Below are 20185 nucleotides of genomic sequence, written 5' to 3'. Positions count from 1 at the left end.
AGCCTGGCCACGAACTTTCTCGGTGCCTATACCGCATCCATTGCGATCACCGTGCCGGCCTTTCCGTCCAGTGTAATCACGATGTGCATGGGTCAATCCTGAGATGGCATCGCCTGTCGGTCCATCAGGCGCAGCCAGCCCCGCACGATGCGGTACAGCACCCACAGACCGGCGATGATGAAGACCGCTATCCCGAAGGGAATGCCAAACAGGGTGATAATCAACAGCCAGGCGATGGCCACCCACAGCAGCGCAAACCAGAAAGTGCGGATCTGCCAGCGGAAGTGGGATTCGAGATAGGTGCCGCGCGCCTCGTCCCGCTTCAGGTAGTTGAGAATCACTGCGAGGATCGATGGCCAGCCGGTGAGAAACGCGGTCAGGATGAAGGCCGAGCTGATGATGCCGGTGACCACTGTGAATGCGTGCAAGGCGTAAATCACATGGGTGAGGGTAACGAGCGAGTCTGCAGGTCGTGGGTTGCTGAATGTCGCATCGATGTCTGTCATGATTCCTCCGGGTGTACGAACTTTCCTAAGTATACAGTCACGCCAGCGGTGCGGCGGGAAGAGCGCGACCGTAGTAAAATGAATCTTCCTGACATGCTTCTGGCGGAACAGCCCCTGGACCCAACGACCATGAAATTCTCCCTGATTGACCCCGATACCGACCTTGCCCACGAATGCTACGCGCTGGTTTATGCGCCGACCCCCAATCGCAAGCGTTTCCCGGAAAACTGCGTGGAGGTGAAAGCGTCCGAGGAAGAGGCGCGAACCGGCGCCGATCCTGCCAAGCGGCTAGTGCCTGCCGTGGTATTCGGTCCCTCGCGTTCGTCCGAGGGTTTCAGGCTGTTCTATCTGGTGCGTTGGCTCGATTAGCAGGCTCAAGACCTGATTTGCGACTTTTTGGTCCGCACCTCGATAAGGGAAACTCCTAGGCAGTTGCAAGGGTTTTCTGTTAATTTATCAGCAACTTCAAAAAACTATCCAGCTTCTAATAATAAATACTTAGTCCACAAATAAAACTGTGGCCTGGGAGGGTTACGTGTGCATTTCCTTTTTTTCTTCCCACTTTAGCCCCGGACATGGCTTGCTGGGGAGCGCTTTGTTGCTTTCTGCCAGCATGGCGTCGGCGGGAGAATATGGTGTGTTTTCAGAAGACGCTTTTCTGGATGAAATGCCTGTCGTACTCAGCGTTTCGCGGCTTCCCCAACGGGTGGACGAAGCGCCTGCGGCCGTGACCGTAATCGACCGCGACATGATCAGAGATTCCGGTGCCTGGGACCTGTCGGAGGTAATGCGACTGGTGCCGGGCATGTATGTCGCTTACCACGCCAGCAACGTGTATACCACCAATTCCATGGTCAGCTATCATGGCTTGAGTGACGCCTATGCCCATCGCATGCAGGTTCTGGTGGACGGGCGCTCGGTGTACTCCCCCCTGTTCGGCGGTGTGCTGTGGGCTGACATTCCGATTGTGCTGGATGATATCGAGCGCATTGAGGTGATCCGCGGCCCTAATTCCGCCAGTTACGGCGCCAACTCCTTTCTCGGTGTCATCAATATTATTTCTCGTCATCCGGCGGAGCAGCAAGGAACGTTTGTTTCGGTTTCCTCCGGGCGCAGCCGGGACGAGGTGGTTGCACGGTACGGCGGCCGCAGCGACGATCTGACTTACCGCTTGACTGCCAGCCAGCGTAATGACAAAGGTGAAAATGTCAGGATCGACAACCCCCTGTCAAACTCGAATGTCTGGGCACTCAACAAGTTCGATGACAAGCTGATCAAGATGCTCAACTTCCGAGCTGATTACCATCTCAGCGCTGTTGACCAATTTGAGTTTCAGTTTGGTTTCAACGGAGGGAGCCGCCAGGAAGGTTGGTCGGTTGACAGTTTTTATCCGCGCAACAAGAGTGTCGAAAACCATTTCGAACAATTGCGTTGGCGCCGCAGCCTGGATTTGGGCAACGAATTGTCGGTACAGTTTTATCACAGCCAGGAAAGCACCGCTGACACCCTCTATCCGACCGCTTCCGGATATCAGGGGCTGAGCTTCAATGCCGACGTGGTCGCCCATCGTTATGACCTGGAGGTGCAGCACACCTTCTCGCCGAGCGATCATACCCGCCTGGTATGGGGAGGCAGCGTGCGCCTCGATCAAACCTATTGGCCGCTGTATCTGAACCGGCAGGATAGCTTTGATTTTCATCTTGCACGGCTGTTCGGCAACCTGGAGTGGCGCGTCAAGCCTGAAGTGTTGGTGAATGTGGGCGCGATGGCGGAGAACAATGATTTCACCGGTACTGATGTCACCCCCCGCATGGCGGTTAACTGGCATTTCGCAGCCGGCCATACATTACGCGCCAGCCACTCCAAAGCGACTCGTACCCCGACTTTGTATGAAGCGGAGGCCGACAACCGTTACCGTGTCCCGACCGGAGTGCCTGCATTTCCCCAGGCAGATTTGATTTTTCGCTCCGCCACAAACGGCCTGCGGCCAGAGCGCATCGCCTCGACAGAGCTTGGGTACATCGGACATCTGGCCTCGCTCAACGTGGATTTCCGCCTGTTCCATGACGAACTCACTGATCTGATTTCGCCTTACAAATACAATCCCTGCAATCCCACGGGTACTTTGCCGAATTTAGGGGGTTATGTGGTGCCACCTTTTGTGCCTGCGGGTTTGACTGTGCCGGGCATTGCCTGTTATGGAGTATCTTCAACCGCAAGCCATAATGCCGGCAGTGCCGTGGTCAAAGGTTTCGAAACCCAGTTGCAGTGGCAACTGGGTCAACGCACCAAACTGATTTATGGTTTATCCCATACCCGTATCGCCAGCCCCAACGAGGATGGACAGGCTTATACCAATTCAGCGCCTACCAACAGCCAGAGCCTGATGCTGACGCACCGGTTCAATGATCGATGGAGCGGCAGTCTGATGGGTTACCAGGTGGGTGAGGTGCGTATGGTGGGAGCAGATTCTGGTCCTGATAAGTTAAGTTATTTCGTCGATACTTACCGCCGTTGGGATGGCCGTGTGGCCTATCGTTTCAAGGCTGGAACTGGAAATGGCGAACTAGCTCTGGTGGTGCAGAATCTGGCTGATTCAAATTACTTCGAATATCGTCACGACAACCAACCACCTGGCCGCAGCGCCTGGCTTAATCTGAAGCTTGATCTCTGATGGTGATGGATAGCGCCATAATATGAGGGAATCCCCTATACGAATGGGAGAGGCTTTCTGGTAATTTGTCCTATCCTCCAAAGCCAGCTGACTTGACCGAATCAAAACCATGCTCGTATCTACGTACAAAGCGTGTCACCGCAATCCAGGCAAGAGGCTAAATGAATAAAACCCGTTCCAATTTAGTATCCGGCTTGCTGAGAAGCTCTCTGCTGTTTTACGCAGGCATGGCATCGGCGGCTGAAAACAACGCATTTTCTGAAGACGCCTATCTGGATGAAATGCCCGTCGTGCTCAGTGTCTCGCGCCTTTCCCAACGGGTGGACGAAGCGCCTGCGGCAGTGACCATCATTGACCGGCAGATGATCAAGGATTCAGGGGCCTGGGACTTGTCGGAGGTGATGCGGCTGGTGCCGGGGATGTTCGTGGCGTATCACGCAGCGCGTTATTATTCCAGCGAAAGTGTCGTTAGCTATCACGGCTTGATGTCGGAAACCATCTCTCATCGTATGCAGGTGCTGGTGGATGGCCGCTCGGTCTATTCGCCCCTGTTCGGCGGCGTGATCTGGAGCGATATTCCGGTAGCGATAGATGACATCGATCGCATCGAAGTGATACGCGGGCCAAACGCGGCTAGCTATGGCGCCAATTCATTCACCGGGGTGATCAACATCATCACATCCCATTCGGCCGAGACCCTGGGCCAGCATCTTTCCCTCTCCGGTGGGCGAGGTCGGGAGGAAGCGGTAGCGCGTTATGGCAGCAAAAACGATGGCCTTACTTATCGTATCACCGCCAGTCTGCGAAATGACAAGGGGGAAGATGCCGATATCAATAACCCTGATTTGCGGGGGGCCCCTGCCGCCATATATTCTTGGACCAAAAATAAATTCGACGACAAAAAAATTCGTCAGCTGACTTTCCGTGCCGATTATCAGGTTAATCTCGCAGATACGCTGGAGTTTCAGTTCGGCTACAACGGCGGGCCAAGACAGTCAGGGGAGGTGGATGGGTGGTATGCGCCAGACAAGCAGGCTGACAACCATTTTGAGCAGCTGCATTGGCGGCGGGCTTTGTCGGATGGAGGAGGGCTTTCGGTACAGTTTTACCATATGGTTGAAAGCAGCAGTGCACAGTTGATAAACACTAGCTCAGATCCGTTAAAGTTCAATGCAAGATCGAATGGCGATGTAATCCTTCAGCGTTACGACCTGGAAATTCAGCATACTTTCGCGCCAATCGCCAACACCCGTTTGGTGTGGGGTGGCAGCGTACGTCGTGACACTACTTACGCACCTCACGAGCTTGGAGACCTAGGGCTTGCACTTGGTCCGCCACGAGCGGATGATTTTGATACGCGTCCTTTTGATTTGTCCCGCTTGTTCGGCAACCTGGAGTGGCGAGCACGACCGGATCTGGTGTTCAACGTCGGAGCCATGGCTGAGAACAACAGCTATACCGGTACCGATATCACACCAAGGTTGGCGGCTAACTGGCATTTCCTGCCGGGACATACCCTGCGTATCTCGCATTCCAAGGCCACACGTACTCCTTCCGTGTTTGAGAAAGCCTGGGAGGTATATCAGCGCGTAGATAAGAACCATCCATCCCTTCCTATCTTGAATCCGGAAAGGGTTCACACCACCGATATCGGGTATCTGGGGAAGTTCTCCCGGCTGGATGTGGATTTTCGTTTGTTCTATGAGGAATACTCCAGCCTGATTGCAGATCGCAGAAATGATGCGGCTGATCATGGCAATCTCAATGCCGGCCGCGCCACCGTTAAAGGCTTTGAAACCCAGTTAAAATGGAACATCGGGCCGCATACCCGACTGACATATGGATTGTCTCATGCGGATACGGTGAGTCCCGATGTGGACAGGATTATCTACAGTTATTCGGTGCCGACCAACAATCAGAGTTTGATGCTGTCTCACAGTTTCGACAATCACTGGAGAGCCAGCGTGACGGGGTATCAGACTGATGAAACTCATTTTGACAGAACGGATGCTGATCTTAATCAAGGCAGGGGATATTTTATCGCCCCCGTACGTCGCTGGGATAGCCGCATCGCCTACACTTTCAGTACCGGAGGGACGAACGGTGAACTGGCGCTGATAGTGCAAAACCTCGCCGATGCGCGATATTTCGAGTTCCGTCACGACAACCAAGTTCCGGGTCGGACTGCCTGGCTTAATCTGAAGCTGGACCTCTGACAGCCTGATGTACTACCTGCGCGTCCTTTCCGCTCTGTGCCTTAGCCTGGCCATGCTCTGTCTGCCGCTCACTGCGGCAGCGCTGGATGGGGTGACTGTGGTGCTCAGCGAGGAAGGCGGCGCCTATGCCCAGGTGGCGGACAAGCTGCGCGCGGTCCTTTCCCGGAATGGCGGCACAGTCAGTCTGCCGGTCAAAGTAATCTCGCTGATGGAAGGGGCATCACTCCGTGCAGAACAGGGACAGGTGCTGGTGGCGGTCGGTACTGAGGCAATGGATGAGCTGGCGAAAAAGAAGCTACCTCAACCCATACTCAACGTGCTGGTGCCGCGCGCAGCGTTCGAAAAAACTGCCCGACAGAGCGGGCGCCTGGGCGATCCGCGTAATTTCTCCGCGATCTACCTGGATCAGCCATGGGCACGCCAGTTTGCCCTGATTCGCCATGCGCTTCCCGGCCGGATAAAAGTCGGTATCATGCTGGCCCCCAATTCCTCCGAACTTGCCACGGCGCTGAGTGCGGCGGCCAAGGCTGCCGGTTTTGTTGCGATCACCGAGACGGTGGATGGCGAGGCCGACCTGTTGCCGTCATTGAAGCGGCTGCTGGGTGAATGTGATGTGCTGCTGTCGGTGCCCGATCCGCTGATCTACAACCGCAATACCGTCCAGAGCATTCTCCTTACCTCCTATCGTCATCAGGTGCCGCTGATCGGGTTTTCACCTTCCTACGTCAAGGCAGGTGCGATTGCGGCGGTGTTCAGCGTGCCCGAGCAAATCGGCCAGCAGGCAGCTGAAGTGATCCAGCGCCTGGCGGCAGACAGGCGGTTGTCATTGCCCCAGCCACCCCGGTATTTCTCGGTCGGTGTCAATGCTCAGGTCGCCCGTTCGCTCGGGATCAGTCTCGATGATGAAGCCAGCCTGAACAACAAGCTGAAGGGCGCTTCAGAGGGCGAGCCGTGAAAAACTGGAACATTAAATACAGGATATTGTTCCTGGCGATGTTCCCGGTGGTCGTCATTTCCGCTTTACTGAGCATTCTGGTGGTGATTGGTGGCATCGCGGAAATGGATAGCACCCTGAAGTCGAGGGGCATGCTGATTGCCCGTCAGCTTGCGCCGGCCAGCGAATACGGTGCGTTTTCCGGCAACCGTGAAATTCTTCAGGCGCTCTCTCAGGCGCTCATGAAGGAAGAAGACGTCAACGCGATCATCATTACCGATGACCGCGACAAGATCCTCGCAGTGAGTGGCCACCCCAGCCATTTTGACTATAAATCGGCTGGACTTGTCGGTGTCGGCCAATTCGACTCGACCGGAAAGGATTCCCTGGTTTTTGCAGCGCAGATATACCAGAATAAAAACGATATCGACGAATATGGCCTGGTTGATTATGCGAAACCTCCTGCCGCCGATAAAAAGAAAGTACTTGGGAGGGTTTACGTTGAACTGTCCACGGCTGCCACCCAGCAGCGCAAAAACCATTTCATTCTGATCAGTATAACCATCGGCTTGCTCGGCTTTTTCGGGGCATTGTTGCTGGCGCTACGCATGAGTCGCGATGTCACCCATCCGCTGTTACGCCTGCTCGATGCGGTCGTGCGCATGACCCACGGCAAGCTTGATGCTCGCGTTGCGGTGGATTCCGGGGGTGAGTTGGCGAAACTGGAGCAAGGTTTCAATGAAATGGCAGGAGAATTGCAATCGGCCTACTCTGACATGCAGGAACGCATCGAGGAACGCACGCGAGATCTGGCAAGGCTCAAGGATGAGGCTGAGAAAGCAAAAGCCAGCGCGGAAATGGCCAATCAGGCCAAAAGCCAGTTTCTTGCCCACATCAGCCATGAAATCCGCACGCCCTTGAATGGCCTGATCGGATTCCTCGGTTTGATGGGTAAGACCCGCATTGACGATGTTCAGCAGGATTATCTCAATATTTGCGAAACTTCATCCCGAAGTTTGCTGGCGATTATCAACGACATCCTGGACTTATCCAAGATCGAAGCGGGCAAACTGTCGATTGAATGCCTGGCATTCGATCTGGGCTACTTGATCGAGCAATGCATCCTTTTCTATACGCCTAGTGCGCAGAGCAAGGGATTGCGTCTGATCCTGGAGATCGATCGAGATATACCTGTCAACCTGATCGGCGATCCATCCCGTATCCGTCAGATCCTGGCCAATCTCCTCGGCAATGCCATCAAGTTTACCCACTCCGGCGTTATCACCGTCACGGTGAAGCATCTGGATGGAGGCGACGGTTCCACACAAGTCGAAATCAGCGTGGCTGACACGGGTATCGGCATAACCGACGAACAACTGGGGCAACTGTTTCAGCCATTCAGCCAGGGGGATGCCTCGATTACCCGCCGCTACGGAGGCACCGGGCTGGGGCTGGCAATTACCCGGCGTCTGGTCGAAATGATGAATGGCACCATCGCGGTTGAAAGCGAGTCAGGCAAAGGATCACGATTCACGATTTCGCTGTGCCTCAAGGAAGCGGGCGGGGACACGGCTTTGCTTCCTTCACGACCTGTTGAGAGCCAAGTTGTCTCAACCCACTTCCCCTTGCCGGGGGAGGAGGAAAATCCCCTGCCCGACCAGTTACGGATTCTGGTGGTGGATGACAACGAAATCAACCGCAAGTTGAATTTGATTTTGTTACGTCAGTGGGGTGTTGCCGTGGATGAGGCCGCAGATGGCGTTGCTGCCATGGCGGCTTGCGGCAGGCAGCACTACGATCTTATCCTGATGGATGTGCACATGCCGACGATGGATGGGATCGAGGCGACGAGACGCATCCGGATGTTGCAGGAGGGGGGCAAGCAGACTCCCATCGTTGCGCTGACCGCCAATGCGCTGAGTGGGGACAGGGAGCGCTACCTGGCTGCCGGGATGGATGACTACCTGGAAAAACCCCTGACTGAGGAAGCTCTGCGCAAGGCCATAGAGAAATGGTGTCTCCTCCCTCCTCTTGGTGTTCAGGACGCCGGAAAGAAAGAGGAGTGGACTGTTGAGGAATATTTCCCCGATTCGCCTCACTCCGATCTGCCGATTATCGATGCCGAACTTGGCATGGAACGGGCAGGCGGTTGTCGGCAAGACTGGCTGGCTTCACTGAGAATGCAGCTTGCTGAATTGCCCTCCTGCCTGGATTCCTTTGAGACAGCCTATTCGGCTGCCGATCTTGAAAAAGTAGAGGAACTGGCTCACCGTCTGCGTGGCGGTGCGCTCTACTGCGGCATTTCTGCGCTTGAAATTGCCGCTTTGCGCCTGGAAGTGGCGTGCCGTAATCGCGCCCCGGATGTGGCTGACAAGCTCGCTCTTCTCCAGCAGGAGGCGGAAAGCCTCCTGACGCTGGAAGCGAGCGGAGCCATTCCGGAAGCTTAAGGGAAACGCTGATTTATTTGTCGCACCGGCGAAAGTCGGTGTCCAGTGCATTGCATTTTCTAGATTCCGGCCTTCGCCTGAATAACGATTTGTCACTTAATCGGCGCTTCCTTAGGAAAAGAAAAACCCGCATGCCTTCCAGCATGCGGGTTACAAGTAACGCTTACTAGCAGCCTGGCAGTTCGTCAGGCTGCTAGATACGTCAGTACGTCAGGCTGCGCCAGCCTTGCGCTGGTTAGCTTTCTCGACTTCCTCGTCCCAGCCGTCAGTCCGTACATAAGGATTGGCGCGCGGCTCAAGAATCATGTTCGCGTCGATATCGCGACCGATGCCTTCCAGGAAGTTGACCAGGCCGATACGGTCGATCATTTCGCCGGTACGCTCGTGCTCCAGGGCGTTTTCGGCGAAGAAGTCGATGGTGTTCTGGGCGAGTTCGACCAACTGTTCGAAGTCCTCATCGGATTCCAGCTTCATGAACGGCACGATTACGGTCCCCATGGTGGTGCCGATCTTCAGCACGCTCTTGCCGCCCATCAGGACGGTCACGCCCTTGTCCTTGCCCGGAGCCAGGGCGCCGGTCATGACGTTGATGCAGTGCATGCAGCGTACACAGCTATGGTTTTCGATCTGCATCGACTGGGTGTCGTTGATCGCGACGCTGGAGATGCCTTCGGCGGTGGAAACATCCTTGGTGTTCTTCAGGGACAGAGCCTTGGTCGGGCAGCGACTGATGACGTCGTTGACCAGCTCGTCCATGCCGTGCTTGGCGAACCATTTCTTGCCCAGCACGTCGTCGGTCTGGATGCTGTCGCGCCAGGTGCCGATGGTGGCCATGTCGGAACGCTGAATCGAGTTGACGCAGTCGTTCGGGCAGCCGGAGAACTTGAACTTGAACTTGTATGGCAGGGCCGGGCGGTGCATGTCGTCGAGGAAAGTGTTGACCACGGTGCGCAGCGCCTTGGCTTCGTCGAAGCAGGACTGTTCGCAGCGGGCTGCACCGACACAGGACATCGAGGTGCGCACGGCAGGACCGGCGCCACCCATATCGAAGCCCATTTCGTTCAGTTCGTCGAAAGCCGGTTGTACGTTTGCAGTGGTCGCGCCCTGGAACATGATATCGCCAGACTGGCCGTGGAAGGCAATCAGGCCTGAACCATGCCGCTCCCATACATCGGCCATCTTGCGCAGCAGGTCGGAGGTGTAGTGCATGCCGGCAGGTGGCTGGATGCGCAGGGTGTGGAACTCGGCTGCATCAGGATAGACATGTTTCTCGTTCTCGTCCTTGAGTTCGGAAAAACGCGGGATCACGCCGCCGCCATAGCCGAACACGCCAACGGTACCGCCCTTCCAGTAACCTTTACGGGTTGCGTAGGAGGTTTCCAGCTGACCCATCAGGTCAACCATCATATCGTTGTCATTAGCCAGACGCTTGAGGCCGGTCACAAAGCTGGGCCATGGGCCGCTTTCCAGTTGGTCGAGAAGTGGCGTGTCATGTTGTTTCTTAGCCATGGTGTTATCTCCTAAAAAATTGAAATAAAAAAAACTAGCTCTCAATTCCCCGTAATAACCATGGAATGGGTACGGGTAATAGACTATTTCTACTGTGTAAACAAAGTATAGTAATCCCAGATGGAATTAGTCAAGTATTTATGGGCCAAGGAAGACAATCCAAACGGAGTATTTCCGCTGAAAGCCCCATGTTGATTGGGTGATGCAGAATTTTCCAGCAGAACGATAATGTGTCAAGAATCGATGGGATGGAGGTAATCGTTCCTTCCCCCGCTTGTAGAGGAAGGTTGGGTGAGGAACCTCCTCGGCGGTAAAATGGTGTGCCGGATTTAATGCAGGTGTTTCTTCCTGAAGTGGAGCAGGCTCCCTCCCGGCAGCTGGAAATCGGGCTCGGACTCGGCACTCTTGCGCTTTTCCAGGTCGTGGTCGAACAGGACATTGACCAGATCAGTGACCTGCACGACATCTTCCTGGCTAAAGTGGCGGGAGAGCAGGCTTGCGACGTCCTCGATCATGTGCTGTCGTTGCGCTAGGTGGATGGATTCCTCGCTCGGGCCGACAAAGAGAATCTGGTATTCGTCGCGGCCATCTTCATAGTAGTAGGTCAGTTCGATCTGGGAAGCGCTCTCGGTTAGAGGGCCGAGTTCGTACAGCGTGTCCTGCAGCCGGCTCACGAAATTCCTGCCGACTTCTCCGGTCCAGCATACTTCCAGGGTGCGCTCGGGGCGGTGAAAGACGATGCCGGGCTCATCCTGCTCCATGCTGCGCGCTTCGGCGATGGTTTCCGCATCCAGATAATCCAGCCACTTGCGCAGGCCGTTTTCTATCTGAGTCAGGGTGACGCCCTTGCAGATGTTGAGGATGCCGTGAACGTGGACTTCGATGCGCATGATGCAACTCCCGGAAACAAACAACAGTGGCCATTTTACTCCATCGCTTCCGCTGCGGGCATGGAATATAATCCGCCCCATGTTCACGTTCGCGCCGATCGGCGTTATCCATTCCTGTTTCAAAGAAAAGTTCGGCATCCCTCGCCAGCCCGGCCTTGTGCCGGCGGCGCGGGCGGTGCTGGAACTGCTGCCACCGTATAACCGGGCAGAGGCGGTGCGCGGGCTGGAGGGTTTTTCGCACATCTGGGTGAGCTTCGTTTTTCACGCTTGCATGGACGAGCCATGGAAGCCGACGGTCCGCCCGCCGCGCTTGGGCGGCAATCGTCGCCTGGGCGTATTTGCCACCCGCTCCACCCATCGCCCCAACCCCATCGGCCTGTCGGCGGTCGAACTGGAACGCATCGAAGCCGAGCCGGGGCGGGTGCTGCTGCACCTGAAGGGCGTGGATCTGATGGACGGCACGCCGGTGCTGGATATCAAACCCTACCTGCCGTATTCGGATGTTATTCCCGGCGCAACCGGGGGTTTTGCAGCGGAAGCTCCTGCCGCCTTGTTCGAGGTGAATTTCAGCCAGCCTGCGCTTGATCGCTGCGCGGCGGTGCCGGAACTGGAGTTGCTGATTCGTCAGATTCTAAGTCAGGACCCGCGTCCTGCTTACTATGGGAAGAATGATAGCAAGCGTGTTTTCGGCATGAGGCTGCTAGACTACGACGTGAAGTGGCAAACTGATGGTTGTCTTGTTTTGGTCACCGATATTATTCCCGCAGGATAAATACCGAATCCATGAAATACCTCATCATCCCCGTCACCCCGTTCGAGCAGAACTGTTCTCTGGTCTGGTGCGAGCAAACCCTGGAAGCAGCCCTGATCGACCCTGGTGGTGATGCCGAGGTGCTGCTGGCCGGTGTTCAGGAAAACGGCCTGCATCTGACCAAGCTGCTACTGACCCACGGCCACATAGACCATGTCGGGGCGGCTGCGGAACTCGCGGCGAGGCTGGCAATTCCGATCGAAGGACCGCAGCGCGAGGACGCCTTTTGGCTGGAGTCGCTGCCGCAGCAGAGCGCGATGTTCGGCTTTCCGCATATCCCGGCGTTTACGCCAGATCGCTGGCTGGAGCAGGGCGATACGGTGAGCATCGGCAACCAGATCCTGGAAGTGCTGCATTGCCCCGGTCATACCCCCGGCCACGTGGCTTTTTTTCATCGCGCCAGCCAAACCGCCTTTGTCGGTGATGTGCTGTTCAGGGGCTCGATCGGCCGCACCGATTTCCCGCGCGGCGATCACCCGGCGCTGATCCGCTCGATCCGCGAGCGGCTATTCCCGCTGGGCGACGAGGTGACTTTCATTCCTGGTCACGGCCCGGTATCCACCTTCGGCTACGAGCGGCTCACCAATCCTTACGCGGGAGACGAGGTTTAACGAACGCACGCTCCGCCAACAGGCTTCGGACGCACGCGTTCATCGTCGGGAAATGGCTGCTAGGTTGAGGTTTTTTGCGCCGCGTGAAATCCCACCATTCCGCCCCAGATGCTTTTCTTGCAGGCGATATTCGAAAATCCAATGAGTTTCAGCACGCCGGACAATTCTTCCGGGGTATAGAAATGATGGATTGCATCGCTGAAATATCCGCTGCATCCTCGAGATGCCTCGGTCGATCCGAAAATCAGCGATGTCGTGAAAACAGAAATGCGCAAGAAGCGCAGATAGAACCACTCGACAATCGGGTGGGTCGGCTTGAGCATGTCGCAGTGATAGAAGAATCCACCCGGCTTGAGCACGCGAAGAATCTCGGGCAGTACCTTGTCCAGTTGCAGATGGCGTGATGCGGCCTGTAGCGTGATCACATCGAACGAGTTGTCCGGAAAGGGGAGCTCGTGAACATCGTGAATGATGCTATCTATGTGGAGACCGTTTCTTTCTGCCCTGCGCTGCCCTTCTTCCTGCATTTCCTGGCTGCGGTCAATGGCGGTGACAGAAATGCCCGGTTGTTTTTTCAGAAGCCTGACGCCCACATCATTGGTTCCCGCGCAGACATCGAGAACCTGGTATTGCGGCTGCAGTTTTATCGTTCTCACGAACTGCCAGACCCATAGTTCCCACAAGCCCAAACTCGCGACAATGTTCCCCGGACGATAATATTTCGGAACATCCTTAAAAACCTTGGGCACCATCTGTGACCACACGTTCGAAAAAAGTGAGCGTCGGTATTCTTCCCTTTGTTCGAATATTCCCCAGGTCACAGTTGAAGATACATTTTTTTCCATATGTCATATCCTTTAATTAATTCTCAATATAATTGGGCAAGATTAGCAGGAAATTGCCAATATTCGAAGAGGTCCGTTAAATGGCCGCTTCCCCATTTTTCATTGATTAATTCGCCTGTGTGCGCGAAAACCCTACTCTGACATAGAGTTTATCAGTACTGCCGGATTGAAAAGCTCAGGTAGCCGCAGGTCAACTGTTATACTTTGCGGTTCAGAATCCTCTTTTTTCTCATTCGGTTAAACCATCATGAACTCACTCATCCTCAATCCCGGCCGGGAAAAATCCCTGCAGCATCGCCACCCCTGGATTTTCACAGGCGCTGTCGAGCGCATCAAGGGCGAGCCGCAGTCCGGCGAAACCGTCGCTGTTCGCGATACCCACGGCGCTTTCCTGGCGCTGGCCGCGTATAGCCCCAAATCGCAGATTCTGGGGCGGGTGTGGACTTATCGGGAAAACGAGACAGTCGACGAGGCATTCCTCCGCGCGCGTCTGGCGCGCGCCATCGGCTTGCGCCAGGAACTGACCAAGGTTACCGACGGCATGCGGCTGGTACACGGTGAATCCGACGGACTGCCCGGTCTGGTGGTGGATCGCTACGGCGACACGCTGGTGATGCAGGTGTTGTCGGCGGGGATGGAGCGTTGGCGCAGCGCGCTGGCCGATTTGCTGGTGGAACTGACCGGCTGCGCCAATCTTTACGAGCGGTCAGATGCCGAGGTGCGTGATCTGGAAGGGCTGCCGGCGCGTTCTGGAATTCTGCGCGGCAAGCTGCCTGCGCCGCTGGTCATCCGCGAGCATGGGCTGAAATTTTATGTGGATGTGGAAAAAGGACAGAAAACCGGCTTCTACCTCGATCAGCGCGACAACCGCCGGCGCGTCGGCGAGCTGGCCAATGACAAGGACGTGCTCAACTGCTTCTGCTACAGCGGCGGTTTCAGCTTGAGCGCGCTCCAGGGCGGCGCTCGCTCGGTGCTGTCGGTGGACAGTTCCGCCGAGGCGCTGGCGTTGGCGCGGGAAAACCTTACGCTCAATAATCTGGCGGCGGATCGCGCCGAGTGGCTGGAGGCCGACGTGTTCAAGTCGCTGCGTCTGATGCGCGATCAGGGCAAGAGCTTCGACCTGATCGTGCTCGACCCGCCCAAATTCGCCCCAACCGCCCATCACGCCGCCAATGCGGCGCGCGCCTACAAGGACATCAACCTGTGGGCGCTCAAGCTGTTGCGGCCGGGCGGCTTGCTGGCCACTTTTTCCTGCTCGGGCGGCGTTACTGCCGACCTGTTCCAGAAAATTCTCGCTGGTGCAGCGATGGATGCGAACGTGACAGCACAGATCGTGGGTCGCTTCGCCGCCGATGCCGATCATCCGGCGGTGCTGAATTTTCCCGAGGGGGAATATCTCAAGGGCTTGCTGCTGCGCCGGGTGGAGTAGGCTGTGGTTTCATCGCTGAACCGAGGTTTTGTTATTTTCGCGGTGCTCTGCGCGGCATCCTGGACGACCGCTGTGTTTGCTACCAGCTGCCGTGAGGCGGCGCATGCGCTGAACCAGCGCCTGCAGCCGAAAATTGATGAAGCGGAGCTGGCGAATATGCTGGATGTGCTGAATGAAAGCCGCAACACGCAGTTGCCAGGAAAATTCGTCACCAAGAGGCAGGCGCAGCAGAGCGGCTGGCGACCCGGCCGGGATTTGTGGAACGTGCCCGCCCTCAGGTTCAAGAGCATAGGCGGCGACCATTTCGGCAACCGGGAAGGCAGGTTGCCTCGCGGCGACTGGCGCGAAGCCGACCTCAATTACCGGGGAGGGCATCGGGGAGCTAAACGCCTGTTGTTTTCCCGGGAGGGCCTTCGCCGTGTGACTGTGGACCATTACCAGACCTTCGTCGAGGTGCCGCCATGCCGTTAAAACGCTGCGTTCTACGTGATATCCATACCCTTGTACAGTTCTACAACGAACTGGCGCGTCAACTCGCCTTTCCGGCCTATTTCGGGCGCAATCTGGACGCCTTGTGGGACGTGTTGTCCGGTGAGGTCGCCGGGCCGTTCGAGATCGTCTGGGAAGGGTCGGCGCAGGCTCAGGCAAACCTGGGCGTGGATTATGCCAAACTGATCATCCTGCTCAACGACCTGGTAGCGGAGCGCGATGATTTTACTTTTACGCTGAGGTGAAGACGATGCCCCTTCCTTCCTGTCGAAATCTCCTGCTTTTCCCCGTCTTCCTGCCTCTGCTGGCGGGTTGCGCCATGGAGAGCGCTTCCTACTGGTTTGGCCCCGAACAGGCGCTGACCCTGGTTCGCAGCAAACCTTACTTCTGGAGCGATGAAGTCATGCGCACCATGACCGTCACTTCTCTGCCCGCCTGCCAGAGGCGCTACCCATTGCCGCCCGATGGGGGCCAGGCGGGCAGTGTGAAAGTGTTCAGGACGGCAGAGGGCAACTACGTGATGCAGGATGGCATGGGGCAATACCGGGTGGAGATTGCCCTCTGCGGGATGTCACTGGAGGGCAAAACCAGCACACTCGGCACATTGTTGGGCAGCTTCGAGCTTGTTCCCGAAGGGGGAATCCGATTTGCGCCCGCATCCGGCTCATAGATGAAATAATTGAGGCATGATGCACGCTCAAGCCACCCCAACCATAAACCAAGGCCCATTTTCTTCCAATCAGGCTTTTTGCCAGGCATTCTCTGCCGGCTTGTCCGGCCTCCTGCAGGGAGGCGGGCTGGGGCCGTTCATCCTGGTTTGCGCCAATGCCACCTTCGACTCGCAAATCCATTCCGCCACGTCTGTTGAACTCGAAGTGCTGTACCGTCGGCTGTGCAATCAATACATCGATGCCCTGGAAAGCGGACGGGCTATCCAGGAAGTGGAGGAGGATCTGCTGGTGTTCCTCAAGATACAGGCTGTCGGGCTGGAAAAGTTGAGGCACACGGAGCGGAGGCAGACAGGAAAATGGGAACTGCAGTTCAACCATCTGCGCTCGTTTCGCCCCAAGCGTATCACGGCGCGGGCGCCAGCAGGGATCCATGCGGATTTCGACGAGGCGGGCTTCAATTTCAACAAGGGCTTCATGCAGAAGGAGGCATTCTGGGCGGGGATGCTGGGCGGTAAGGACGCCACCCTGTATTACAACAAGTACCCTTTCGTCGATTTCCACGGTTTACTGGTGCCGGAGAGGGAGCGGAGGCTGCCCCAGTTTCTGACGCTGGAGCACCACAATTACGTCTGGGAGCTGACCTTGCAACTGGCGGAAACCCTGAACGGCGTGGGTTTCGGTTACAACTCCATCGGTGCCTTCGCGTCGGTCAACCACCTGCATTTCCAGATGTTCCTCAAGCCGCAGGGTTTCCCGGTGATGGATGCCGTGTGGAGCCACAACGGCGGCAGCGAATCTTATCCGGCGCAGTGCCTGGCGTTCGACGAGCCGCGCGCTGCATGGGGTTGCATCCAAATGCTGCATTCCGACGAGATCGCCTACAATTTGCTGTATGTGCCTGGCAGGCTGTTCGTGTTTCCGCGCCTGAAGCAGGGGGCCTACCCCCAGCCGGTATGGACCAGCGGTTTTACCTGGCACGAACTGGCGGGCGGGATCGTGGTTTTCAATCGCGACGATTACGAGAACCTCGATGACGCCACCATTCGGAAAGAGCTTGCCAGGTTAAAGTGATTCGATTGCTCTGAATGGTGGGAATGGTGTAACGTTTGAGCGTACAGTCCAGAGCGGCAAGCAATGAGCAAAAACCTGATAGAAGATCGACTCCGGGCAGCATACGGTACGCTGAGTCCGGACAGCAATCCTGCGACGGAAGCCGATGTCGTCGTGTCGCTGCAAACCGAAGCAGTGATATTTCCCAGGGAAAAGGTCCTCACTGTGACGGTCTACGTGCTGGGGGTCACTGATTTCCACGAGCCGGATGTCTTCGTTACCCAAGTGACCTGCACCGAGCAGGAGTACTACGAGGACTTCCTCCATCTCGCCGTGGCGGAAGAGCGTGCCAAGGAGCACGGGTTCGTCGACCCGCTGTTTTCATTCGACGAGCGTGAAAAAAACATCATCGACAAGTTGCGCGACCTGTTTGGAAAATGACAGCATGAACCACTATCACGTTGCATTTGTGGACAACGAGGGCACATTCTATTCCGCCTCGGTGGAAACGCCCAACGACCTGTTTACCACCGCGGGGATCGATGGCATTGCCGAGGAACTGGCCGAAAGGCTTGATCAGGACGAGCCGGTCGCGGTGATCAGTATCATACCGCTGAAGTCGTGAACGCCGGCTCTACATTACGCTGCCGAACGAGGCGTCCGCACTGTATGGCGGCAAAGGCAGTCCCGCAATCTTGCAGGCCTGGACGACCGGACCCCTGGGGAATAAATGGTAAAGGTGCTTTTTGCCGCCTTGTTGCGAGAAGTTGTCCTCGAGTAAACTCAGAACGGCTCGGCCGTTCGGGCAAGGACCGCATCGCTGATAGTGGTCGCGAAGAAAATTGATCACGTCCCAGTGTTCTTTTGACAAGGTGATATTTTCCTCCCCTGCCAGTTCTTGCGCAATCTGCTCGGACCAGTCGCCAAGATCGAGAAGATCGCCTTCCGGAGCGTTGCCTTCACGATTGATGATTTGGTTGATGTCGTACATTTTTCACCTCCTGCGCTTGATGTGGAACATTGCCGCATTCTGGCGGCGCATATGCATTCTGTGTGATTCATCCTTAATATTTAGATTAGTTGAGCGAATTAGTCAAGTTCACTATACTGACCTTAGATATTTTCAAAATTTGAGGGAAACATGATGGAAAACGAAGTGTTCATACCGAAAAACGAACTGGAAAAAAAGCTCTTGGCGGCGTGGGAAGGCAGCCTGTCGGGCGATGAGTTCATGCATGAACTAATGGTTTCAGAGGTCTTCATGCCGATTGAGGACGACGAGGTGATGCCGGGTGTGCAACGCTCCGCCCACGCACAGCCGCTGGTGCTCGAAGCCGAAGATGGAGTCAAGGTTCTTGCGGTATTCACTAGCCCTGATCGGGCCAAGCCTTTTCTCAAGGATTATCCTCAATACGGTGGCGGACTGCTGACCGAATTCAAGTGGGTTCTGGAAAAGATGGGCGCCGGCCACGGTGTCGCGCTCAATCCCGGTTGTGAAGTTGGCTTCGACATGGAGCCGGAAATGTTGAGCCAGCTCAGCTAAACTGGAATACGACTTTCGCTGTCTGATCTCGGGGAGCAGGAAATGCCGCAACTTCTGAATTTATCCAGAGCGGCGCGCCTGGTGGGTGTAACGCGGGTAGCGCTGCAGAAGAAAATCAAGGATGGAGTGCTGGCGTCTTTCGATGGTACGGTGGCTGCCGAGGATTTGCTGCGGGTTTATCCCGATGTCCAGTTCGAGGATAACACCGCCTTCGAGCGAGTTGCGCAGATCAAGGAAAAAGCCTTCGGCAAGCGGGTGTTCGAGCGTACCCTGCCAGATAAGGAAGTGCTTGCTGCCCGGCTTACCGGTTTGAGCAAGGAACTGGCAGAGACCAAGGTTTCTCTGAGCCAATATCAAGCTATCGTCGATGGACTGGAGAAGCAGCTCAGGGAGTGGGGCAACGGTGGTGAAGAGGTGCAGGCTGCGGCAGCTTCTCTCCGCATGTGGGTGCATCAGGAATTGGCAGCTAGAGATGCACAAGCAGGACTTCCCAATTTAACCATACGCGACAGTTTTCTCCGCGTTATGGCCGCACATGTAAAAATTCAGCCAAGCGGACACGAGTTTTTTGTCGAAGGCGCCGATACCCTGCTCGAAGCCGCGCTGCGTGCCGGACTCGCGCTCAACTACGGTTGTAGCAATGGCAATTGCGGTCAGTGCAAGGCGCGAGTCGTTTCTGGTCAGGTGATGAAAGTGCGCCCGCACGATTATGTTCTGAGTGCAGCCGACAAAGCCTCCGGCTGCGCGTTGATGTGCTCGAACACCGCCGTGACCGATGTGGTGATCGAGGCGGGCGAGGCGCATCTCGCATCGGATATCCCGCTCCAGCACATTACGGCGCACGTCAAAAGCATCGAGCAGGCAGGCGACGATATGCTGATTCTGAATCTGCAAACTCCGCGCAACAACCGGCTGCGTTTTCTGGCCGGGCAGAATGCGACCCTTCAGCTCGGACACGCGCTCTCGGCGGAATTTCCGGTGGCAAGCTGTCCATGCGACGACCGTAACCTGCAGTTTCATATACGTAACCTGCGGGGCAATCCTTTTGCGGATTATGTCGCCACCAGACTGACGGAAGGCGAGGCGGTGGCGGTGGAAGGCCCAAAAGGCAGCTTTGTGCTGCATGAGGATTCTACCCGGCCGTTGATTTTCATCGCTTTCGGGGCTGGATTTGCGCCGGTGAAAAGCCTGATGGAGCACGCTATGGCGCTGGATGTCGCCGAGTCGGTGCACCTCTACTGGGTGGTGTCTCGCGAGGTCAATCTGTATTTTTCCAACTTGCCTCGCGCCTGGGCCGATGCGCTGGACAACTTCCAATACACTCCGCTGGTGGCAGGAACCGACCTGGAAACCGCGGTTGGTCGGCAGGAAAGTCTGGTCGGTGGATTGTTGCAGCGAATTGTCGATGATTACCTGGTACTGGGTGGCTTCGACGTGCATGTGGCCGGTCCCGAGTCGCTGGTCGACGCGGCAAGGAAATGGTTGCTTGGACACGGTCTGCCGGATGCGCAACTCATCACGGGTGTGGTACGCTGATGCATTGATTCCAGAAAACGGATA

General features: G+C 56.2%; 21 protein-coding genes. 16 read left to right on the top strand and 5 right to left on the bottom strand.

Annotated elements, in window-relative coordinates:
* Window positions 1-92: 92 nt before the first annotated feature.
* Window positions 93-506 (bottom strand): DUF4870 family protein, encoded by a 414-nt coding sequence (locus tag SCD_RS10290; protein WP_009205087.1) that lies wholly within the window; start codon window positions 504-506, stop codon window positions 93-95.
* Window positions 507-635: 129 nt separating this feature from the next.
* Between SCD_RS10290 and SCD_RS10285 the strand changes: the two genes are divergently transcribed.
* From SCD_RS10285 to SCD_RS10265, 5 genes are all read left to right on the top strand, one after another.
* Window positions 636-875: a hypothetical protein gene (locus SCD_RS10285; RefSeq protein WP_041673981.1), complete on the top strand. Its 240-nt coding sequence runs from the start codon at window positions 636-638 to the stop codon at window positions 873-875.
* A 166-nt stretch (window positions 876-1041) separates the two neighbouring features.
* A complete protein-coding gene (locus SCD_RS10280; protein ID WP_232504399.1) occupies window positions 1042-3180 on the top strand; it encodes a TonB-dependent receptor plug domain-containing protein in 2139 nt (712 codons plus the stop codon).
* Between the two features lie 161 nt (window positions 3181-3341).
* A complete protein-coding gene (locus tag SCD_RS10275) occupies window positions 3342-5396 on the top strand; it encodes a TonB-dependent receptor plug domain-containing protein (RefSeq protein ID WP_009205084.1) in 2055 nt (684 codons plus the stop codon).
* Window positions 5397-5403: 7 nt separating this feature from the next.
* Window positions 5404-6351, top strand: coding sequence for an ABC transporter substrate-binding protein (locus SCD_RS10270; protein WP_009205083.1), 948 nt, complete (start codon window positions 5404-5406; stop codon window positions 6349-6351).
* Window positions 6348-8777: an ATP-binding protein gene (locus SCD_RS10265; RefSeq protein WP_009205082.1), complete on the top strand. Its 2430-nt coding sequence runs from the start codon at window positions 6348-6350 to the stop codon at window positions 8775-8777. Before SCD_RS10270 ends, SCD_RS10265 begins: the two co-directional genes overlap by 4 nt.
* 210 nt (window positions 8778-8987) lie before the next feature.
* Here the strand turns inward: SCD_RS10265 and dsrA are convergent, their stop codons facing one another.
* Entirely contained in the window at window positions 8988-10286 is a 1299-nt protein-coding gene (gene dsrA / locus SCD_RS10260) for a dissimilatory-type sulfite reductase subunit alpha (RefSeq protein ID WP_009205081.1), read from the bottom strand.
* 329 nt (window positions 10287-10615) lie between these two features.
* Window positions 10616-11176 carry a DUF6806 family protein gene (locus SCD_RS10255; RefSeq protein WP_009205080.1) on the bottom strand — a complete coding sequence of 187 codons (561 nt, stop codon included), beginning with the start codon at window positions 11174-11176 and terminating at the stop codon, window positions 10616-10618.
* A 79-nt stretch (window positions 11177-11255) separates the two neighbouring features.
* On the opposite strand from SCD_RS10255, the gene tsaA reads away from it, so the two are divergent.
* Complete coding sequence (tsaA, locus tag SCD_RS10250; RefSeq protein ID WP_009205079.1) at window positions 11256-11948, top strand: tRNA (N6-threonylcarbamoyladenosine(37)-N6)-methyltransferase TrmO; 693 nt, start codon at window positions 11256-11258, stop codon at window positions 11946-11948.
* Between the two features lie 11 nt (window positions 11949-11959).
* On the top strand, window positions 11960-12598 hold the full coding sequence (locus SCD_RS10245; RefSeq protein ID WP_009205078.1) for an MBL fold metallo-hydrolase: 639 nt from the start codon (window positions 11960-11962) through the stop codon (window positions 12596-12598).
* A gap of 59 nt (window positions 12599-12657) precedes the next feature.
* Here SCD_RS10245 and SCD_RS10240 read toward each other — a convergent pair whose 3' ends face one another.
* Window positions 12658-13443 carry a class I SAM-dependent methyltransferase gene (locus SCD_RS10240; protein WP_009205077.1) on the bottom strand — a complete coding sequence of 262 codons (786 nt, stop codon included), beginning with the start codon at window positions 13441-13443 and terminating at the stop codon, window positions 12658-12660.
* A 247-nt stretch (window positions 13444-13690) separates the two neighbouring features.
* Here SCD_RS10240 and SCD_RS10235 point away from each other — a divergent pair, with 247 nt between their 5' ends.
* The 7 genes from SCD_RS10235 to SCD_RS10205 all read left to right on the top strand — a co-directional run bounded on the left by SCD_RS10235 (window position 13691) and on the right by SCD_RS10205 (window position 17707).
* A complete protein-coding gene (locus tag SCD_RS10235; RefSeq protein ID WP_009205076.1) occupies window positions 13691-14872 on the top strand; it encodes a class I SAM-dependent rRNA methyltransferase in 1182 nt (393 codons plus the stop codon).
* 72 nt (window positions 14873-14944) lie between these two features.
* Window positions 14945-15343: a ribonuclease domain-containing protein gene (locus tag SCD_RS10230; protein WP_198408599.1), complete on the top strand. Its 399-nt coding sequence runs from the start codon at window positions 14945-14947 to the stop codon at window positions 15341-15343.
* On the top strand, window positions 15334-15606 hold the full coding sequence (locus tag SCD_RS10225) for a barstar family protein (RefSeq protein ID WP_009205074.1): 273 nt from the start codon (window positions 15334-15336) through the stop codon (window positions 15604-15606). The genes SCD_RS10230 and SCD_RS10225 overlap by 10 nt, the downstream gene beginning before the upstream one ends.
* A gap of 5 nt (window positions 15607-15611) precedes the next feature.
* Window positions 15612-16031, top strand: coding sequence for a hypothetical protein (locus tag SCD_RS10220; protein WP_009205073.1), 420 nt, complete (start codon window positions 15612-15614; stop codon window positions 16029-16031).
* A gap of 16 nt (window positions 16032-16047) precedes the next feature.
* Window positions 16048-17103 carry a GDP-D-glucose phosphorylase 1 family protein gene (locus SCD_RS10215; protein WP_009205072.1) on the top strand — a complete coding sequence of 352 codons (1056 nt, stop codon included), beginning with the start codon at window positions 16048-16050 and terminating at the stop codon, window positions 17101-17103.
* Window positions 17104-17166: 63 nt separating this feature from the next.
* Window positions 17167-17523, top strand: a complete 357-nt coding sequence (locus tag SCD_RS10210; protein WP_009205071.1) for a hypothetical protein — start codon at window positions 17167-17169, stop codon at window positions 17521-17523.
* Window positions 17524-17527: 4 nt separating this feature from the next.
* On the top strand, window positions 17528-17707 hold the full coding sequence (locus SCD_RS10205) for a hypothetical protein (protein WP_009205070.1): 180 nt from the start codon (window positions 17528-17530) through the stop codon (window positions 17705-17707).
* Between the two features lie 9 nt (window positions 17708-17716).
* On the opposite strand, the gene SCD_RS10200 is transcribed toward SCD_RS10205, so the two are convergent.
* On the bottom strand, window positions 17717-18073 hold the full coding sequence (locus tag SCD_RS10200) for a TusE/DsrC/DsvC family sulfur relay protein (protein ID WP_009205069.1): 357 nt from the start codon (window positions 18071-18073) through the stop codon (window positions 17717-17719).
* A 150-nt stretch (window positions 18074-18223) separates the two neighbouring features.
* On the opposite strand from SCD_RS10200, the gene SCD_RS10195 reads away from it, so the two are divergent.
* Both SCD_RS10195 and SCD_RS10190 read left to right on the top strand, forming a co-directional pair.
* On the top strand, window positions 18224-18625 hold the full coding sequence (locus SCD_RS10195; RefSeq protein WP_009205068.1) for an SseB family protein: 402 nt from the start codon (window positions 18224-18226) through the stop codon (window positions 18623-18625).
* A 42-nt stretch (window positions 18626-18667) separates the two neighbouring features.
* Entirely contained in the window at window positions 18668-20161 is a 1494-nt protein-coding gene (locus SCD_RS10190) for a 2Fe-2S iron-sulfur cluster-binding protein (protein ID WP_009205067.1), read from the top strand.
* Window positions 20162-20185 lie beyond the last annotated feature (24 nt).

This window comes from Sulfuricella denitrificans skB26 (assembly GCF_000297055.2).
Lineage (GTDB): Bacteria > Pseudomonadota > Gammaproteobacteria > Burkholderiales > Sulfuricellaceae > Sulfuricella > Sulfuricella denitrificans.
This window is presented reverse-complemented; position numbering and strand designations above follow the sequence as displayed.

What these genes read in the sequence shown, in the direction of transcription:
- SCD_RS10290 (WP_009205087.1), bottom strand. Translation starts at nt 506, where the DNA reads ATGACAGACATCGATGCGACATTCAGCAACCCACGACCTGCAGACTCG.
- SCD_RS10285 (WP_041673981.1), top strand. Translation starts at nt 636, where the DNA reads ATGAAATTCTCCCTGATTGACCCCGATACCGACCTTGCCCACGAATGC.
- SCD_RS10275 (WP_009205084.1), top strand. Translation starts at nt 3,342, where the DNA reads ATGAATAAAACCCGTTCCAATTTAGTATCCGGCTTGCTGAGAAGCTCT.
- SCD_RS10270 (WP_009205083.1), top strand. Translation starts at nt 5,404, where the DNA reads ATGTACTACCTGCGCGTCCTTTCCGCTCTGTGCCTTAGCCTGGCCATG.
- dsrA (WP_009205081.1), bottom strand. Translation starts at nt 10,286, where the DNA reads ATGGCTAAGAAACAACATGACACGCCACTTCTCGACCAACTGGAAAGC.
- SCD_RS10255 (WP_009205080.1), bottom strand. Translation starts at nt 11,176, where the DNA reads ATGCGCATCGAAGTCCACGTTCACGGCATCCTCAACATCTGCAAGGGC.
- tsaA (WP_009205079.1), top strand. Translation starts at nt 11,256, where the DNA reads ATGTTCACGTTCGCGCCGATCGGCGTTATCCATTCCTGTTTCAAAGAA.
- SCD_RS10245 (WP_009205078.1), top strand. Translation starts at nt 11,960, where the DNA reads ATGAAATACCTCATCATCCCCGTCACCCCGTTCGAGCAGAACTGTTCT.
- SCD_RS10240 (WP_009205077.1), bottom strand. Translation starts at nt 13,443, where the DNA reads ATGGAAAAAAATGTATCTTCAACTGTGACCTGGGGAATATTCGAACAA.
- SCD_RS10235 (WP_009205076.1), top strand. Translation starts at nt 13,691, where the DNA reads ATGAACTCACTCATCCTCAATCCCGGCCGGGAAAAATCCCTGCAGCAT.
- SCD_RS10225 (WP_009205074.1), top strand. Translation starts at nt 15,334, where the DNA reads ATGCCGTTAAAACGCTGCGTTCTACGTGATATCCATACCCTTGTACAG.
- SCD_RS10220 (WP_009205073.1), top strand. Translation starts at nt 15,612, where the DNA reads ATGCCCCTTCCTTCCTGTCGAAATCTCCTGCTTTTCCCCGTCTTCCTG.
- SCD_RS10215 (WP_009205072.1), top strand. Translation starts at nt 16,048, where the DNA reads ATGATGCACGCTCAAGCCACCCCAACCATAAACCAAGGCCCATTTTCT.
- SCD_RS10210 (WP_009205071.1), top strand. Translation starts at nt 17,167, where the DNA reads ATGAGCAAAAACCTGATAGAAGATCGACTCCGGGCAGCATACGGTACG.
- SCD_RS10205 (WP_009205070.1), top strand. Translation starts at nt 17,528, where the DNA reads ATGAACCACTATCACGTTGCATTTGTGGACAACGAGGGCACATTCTAT.
- SCD_RS10200 (WP_009205069.1), bottom strand. Translation starts at nt 18,073, where the DNA reads ATGTACGACATCAACCAAATCATCAATCGTGAAGGCAACGCTCCGGAA.
- SCD_RS10195 (WP_009205068.1), top strand. Translation starts at nt 18,224, where the DNA reads ATGATGGAAAACGAAGTGTTCATACCGAAAAACGAACTGGAAAAAAAG.
- SCD_RS10190 (WP_009205067.1), top strand. Translation starts at nt 18,668, where the DNA reads ATGCCGCAACTTCTGAATTTATCCAGAGCGGCGCGCCTGGTGGGTGTA.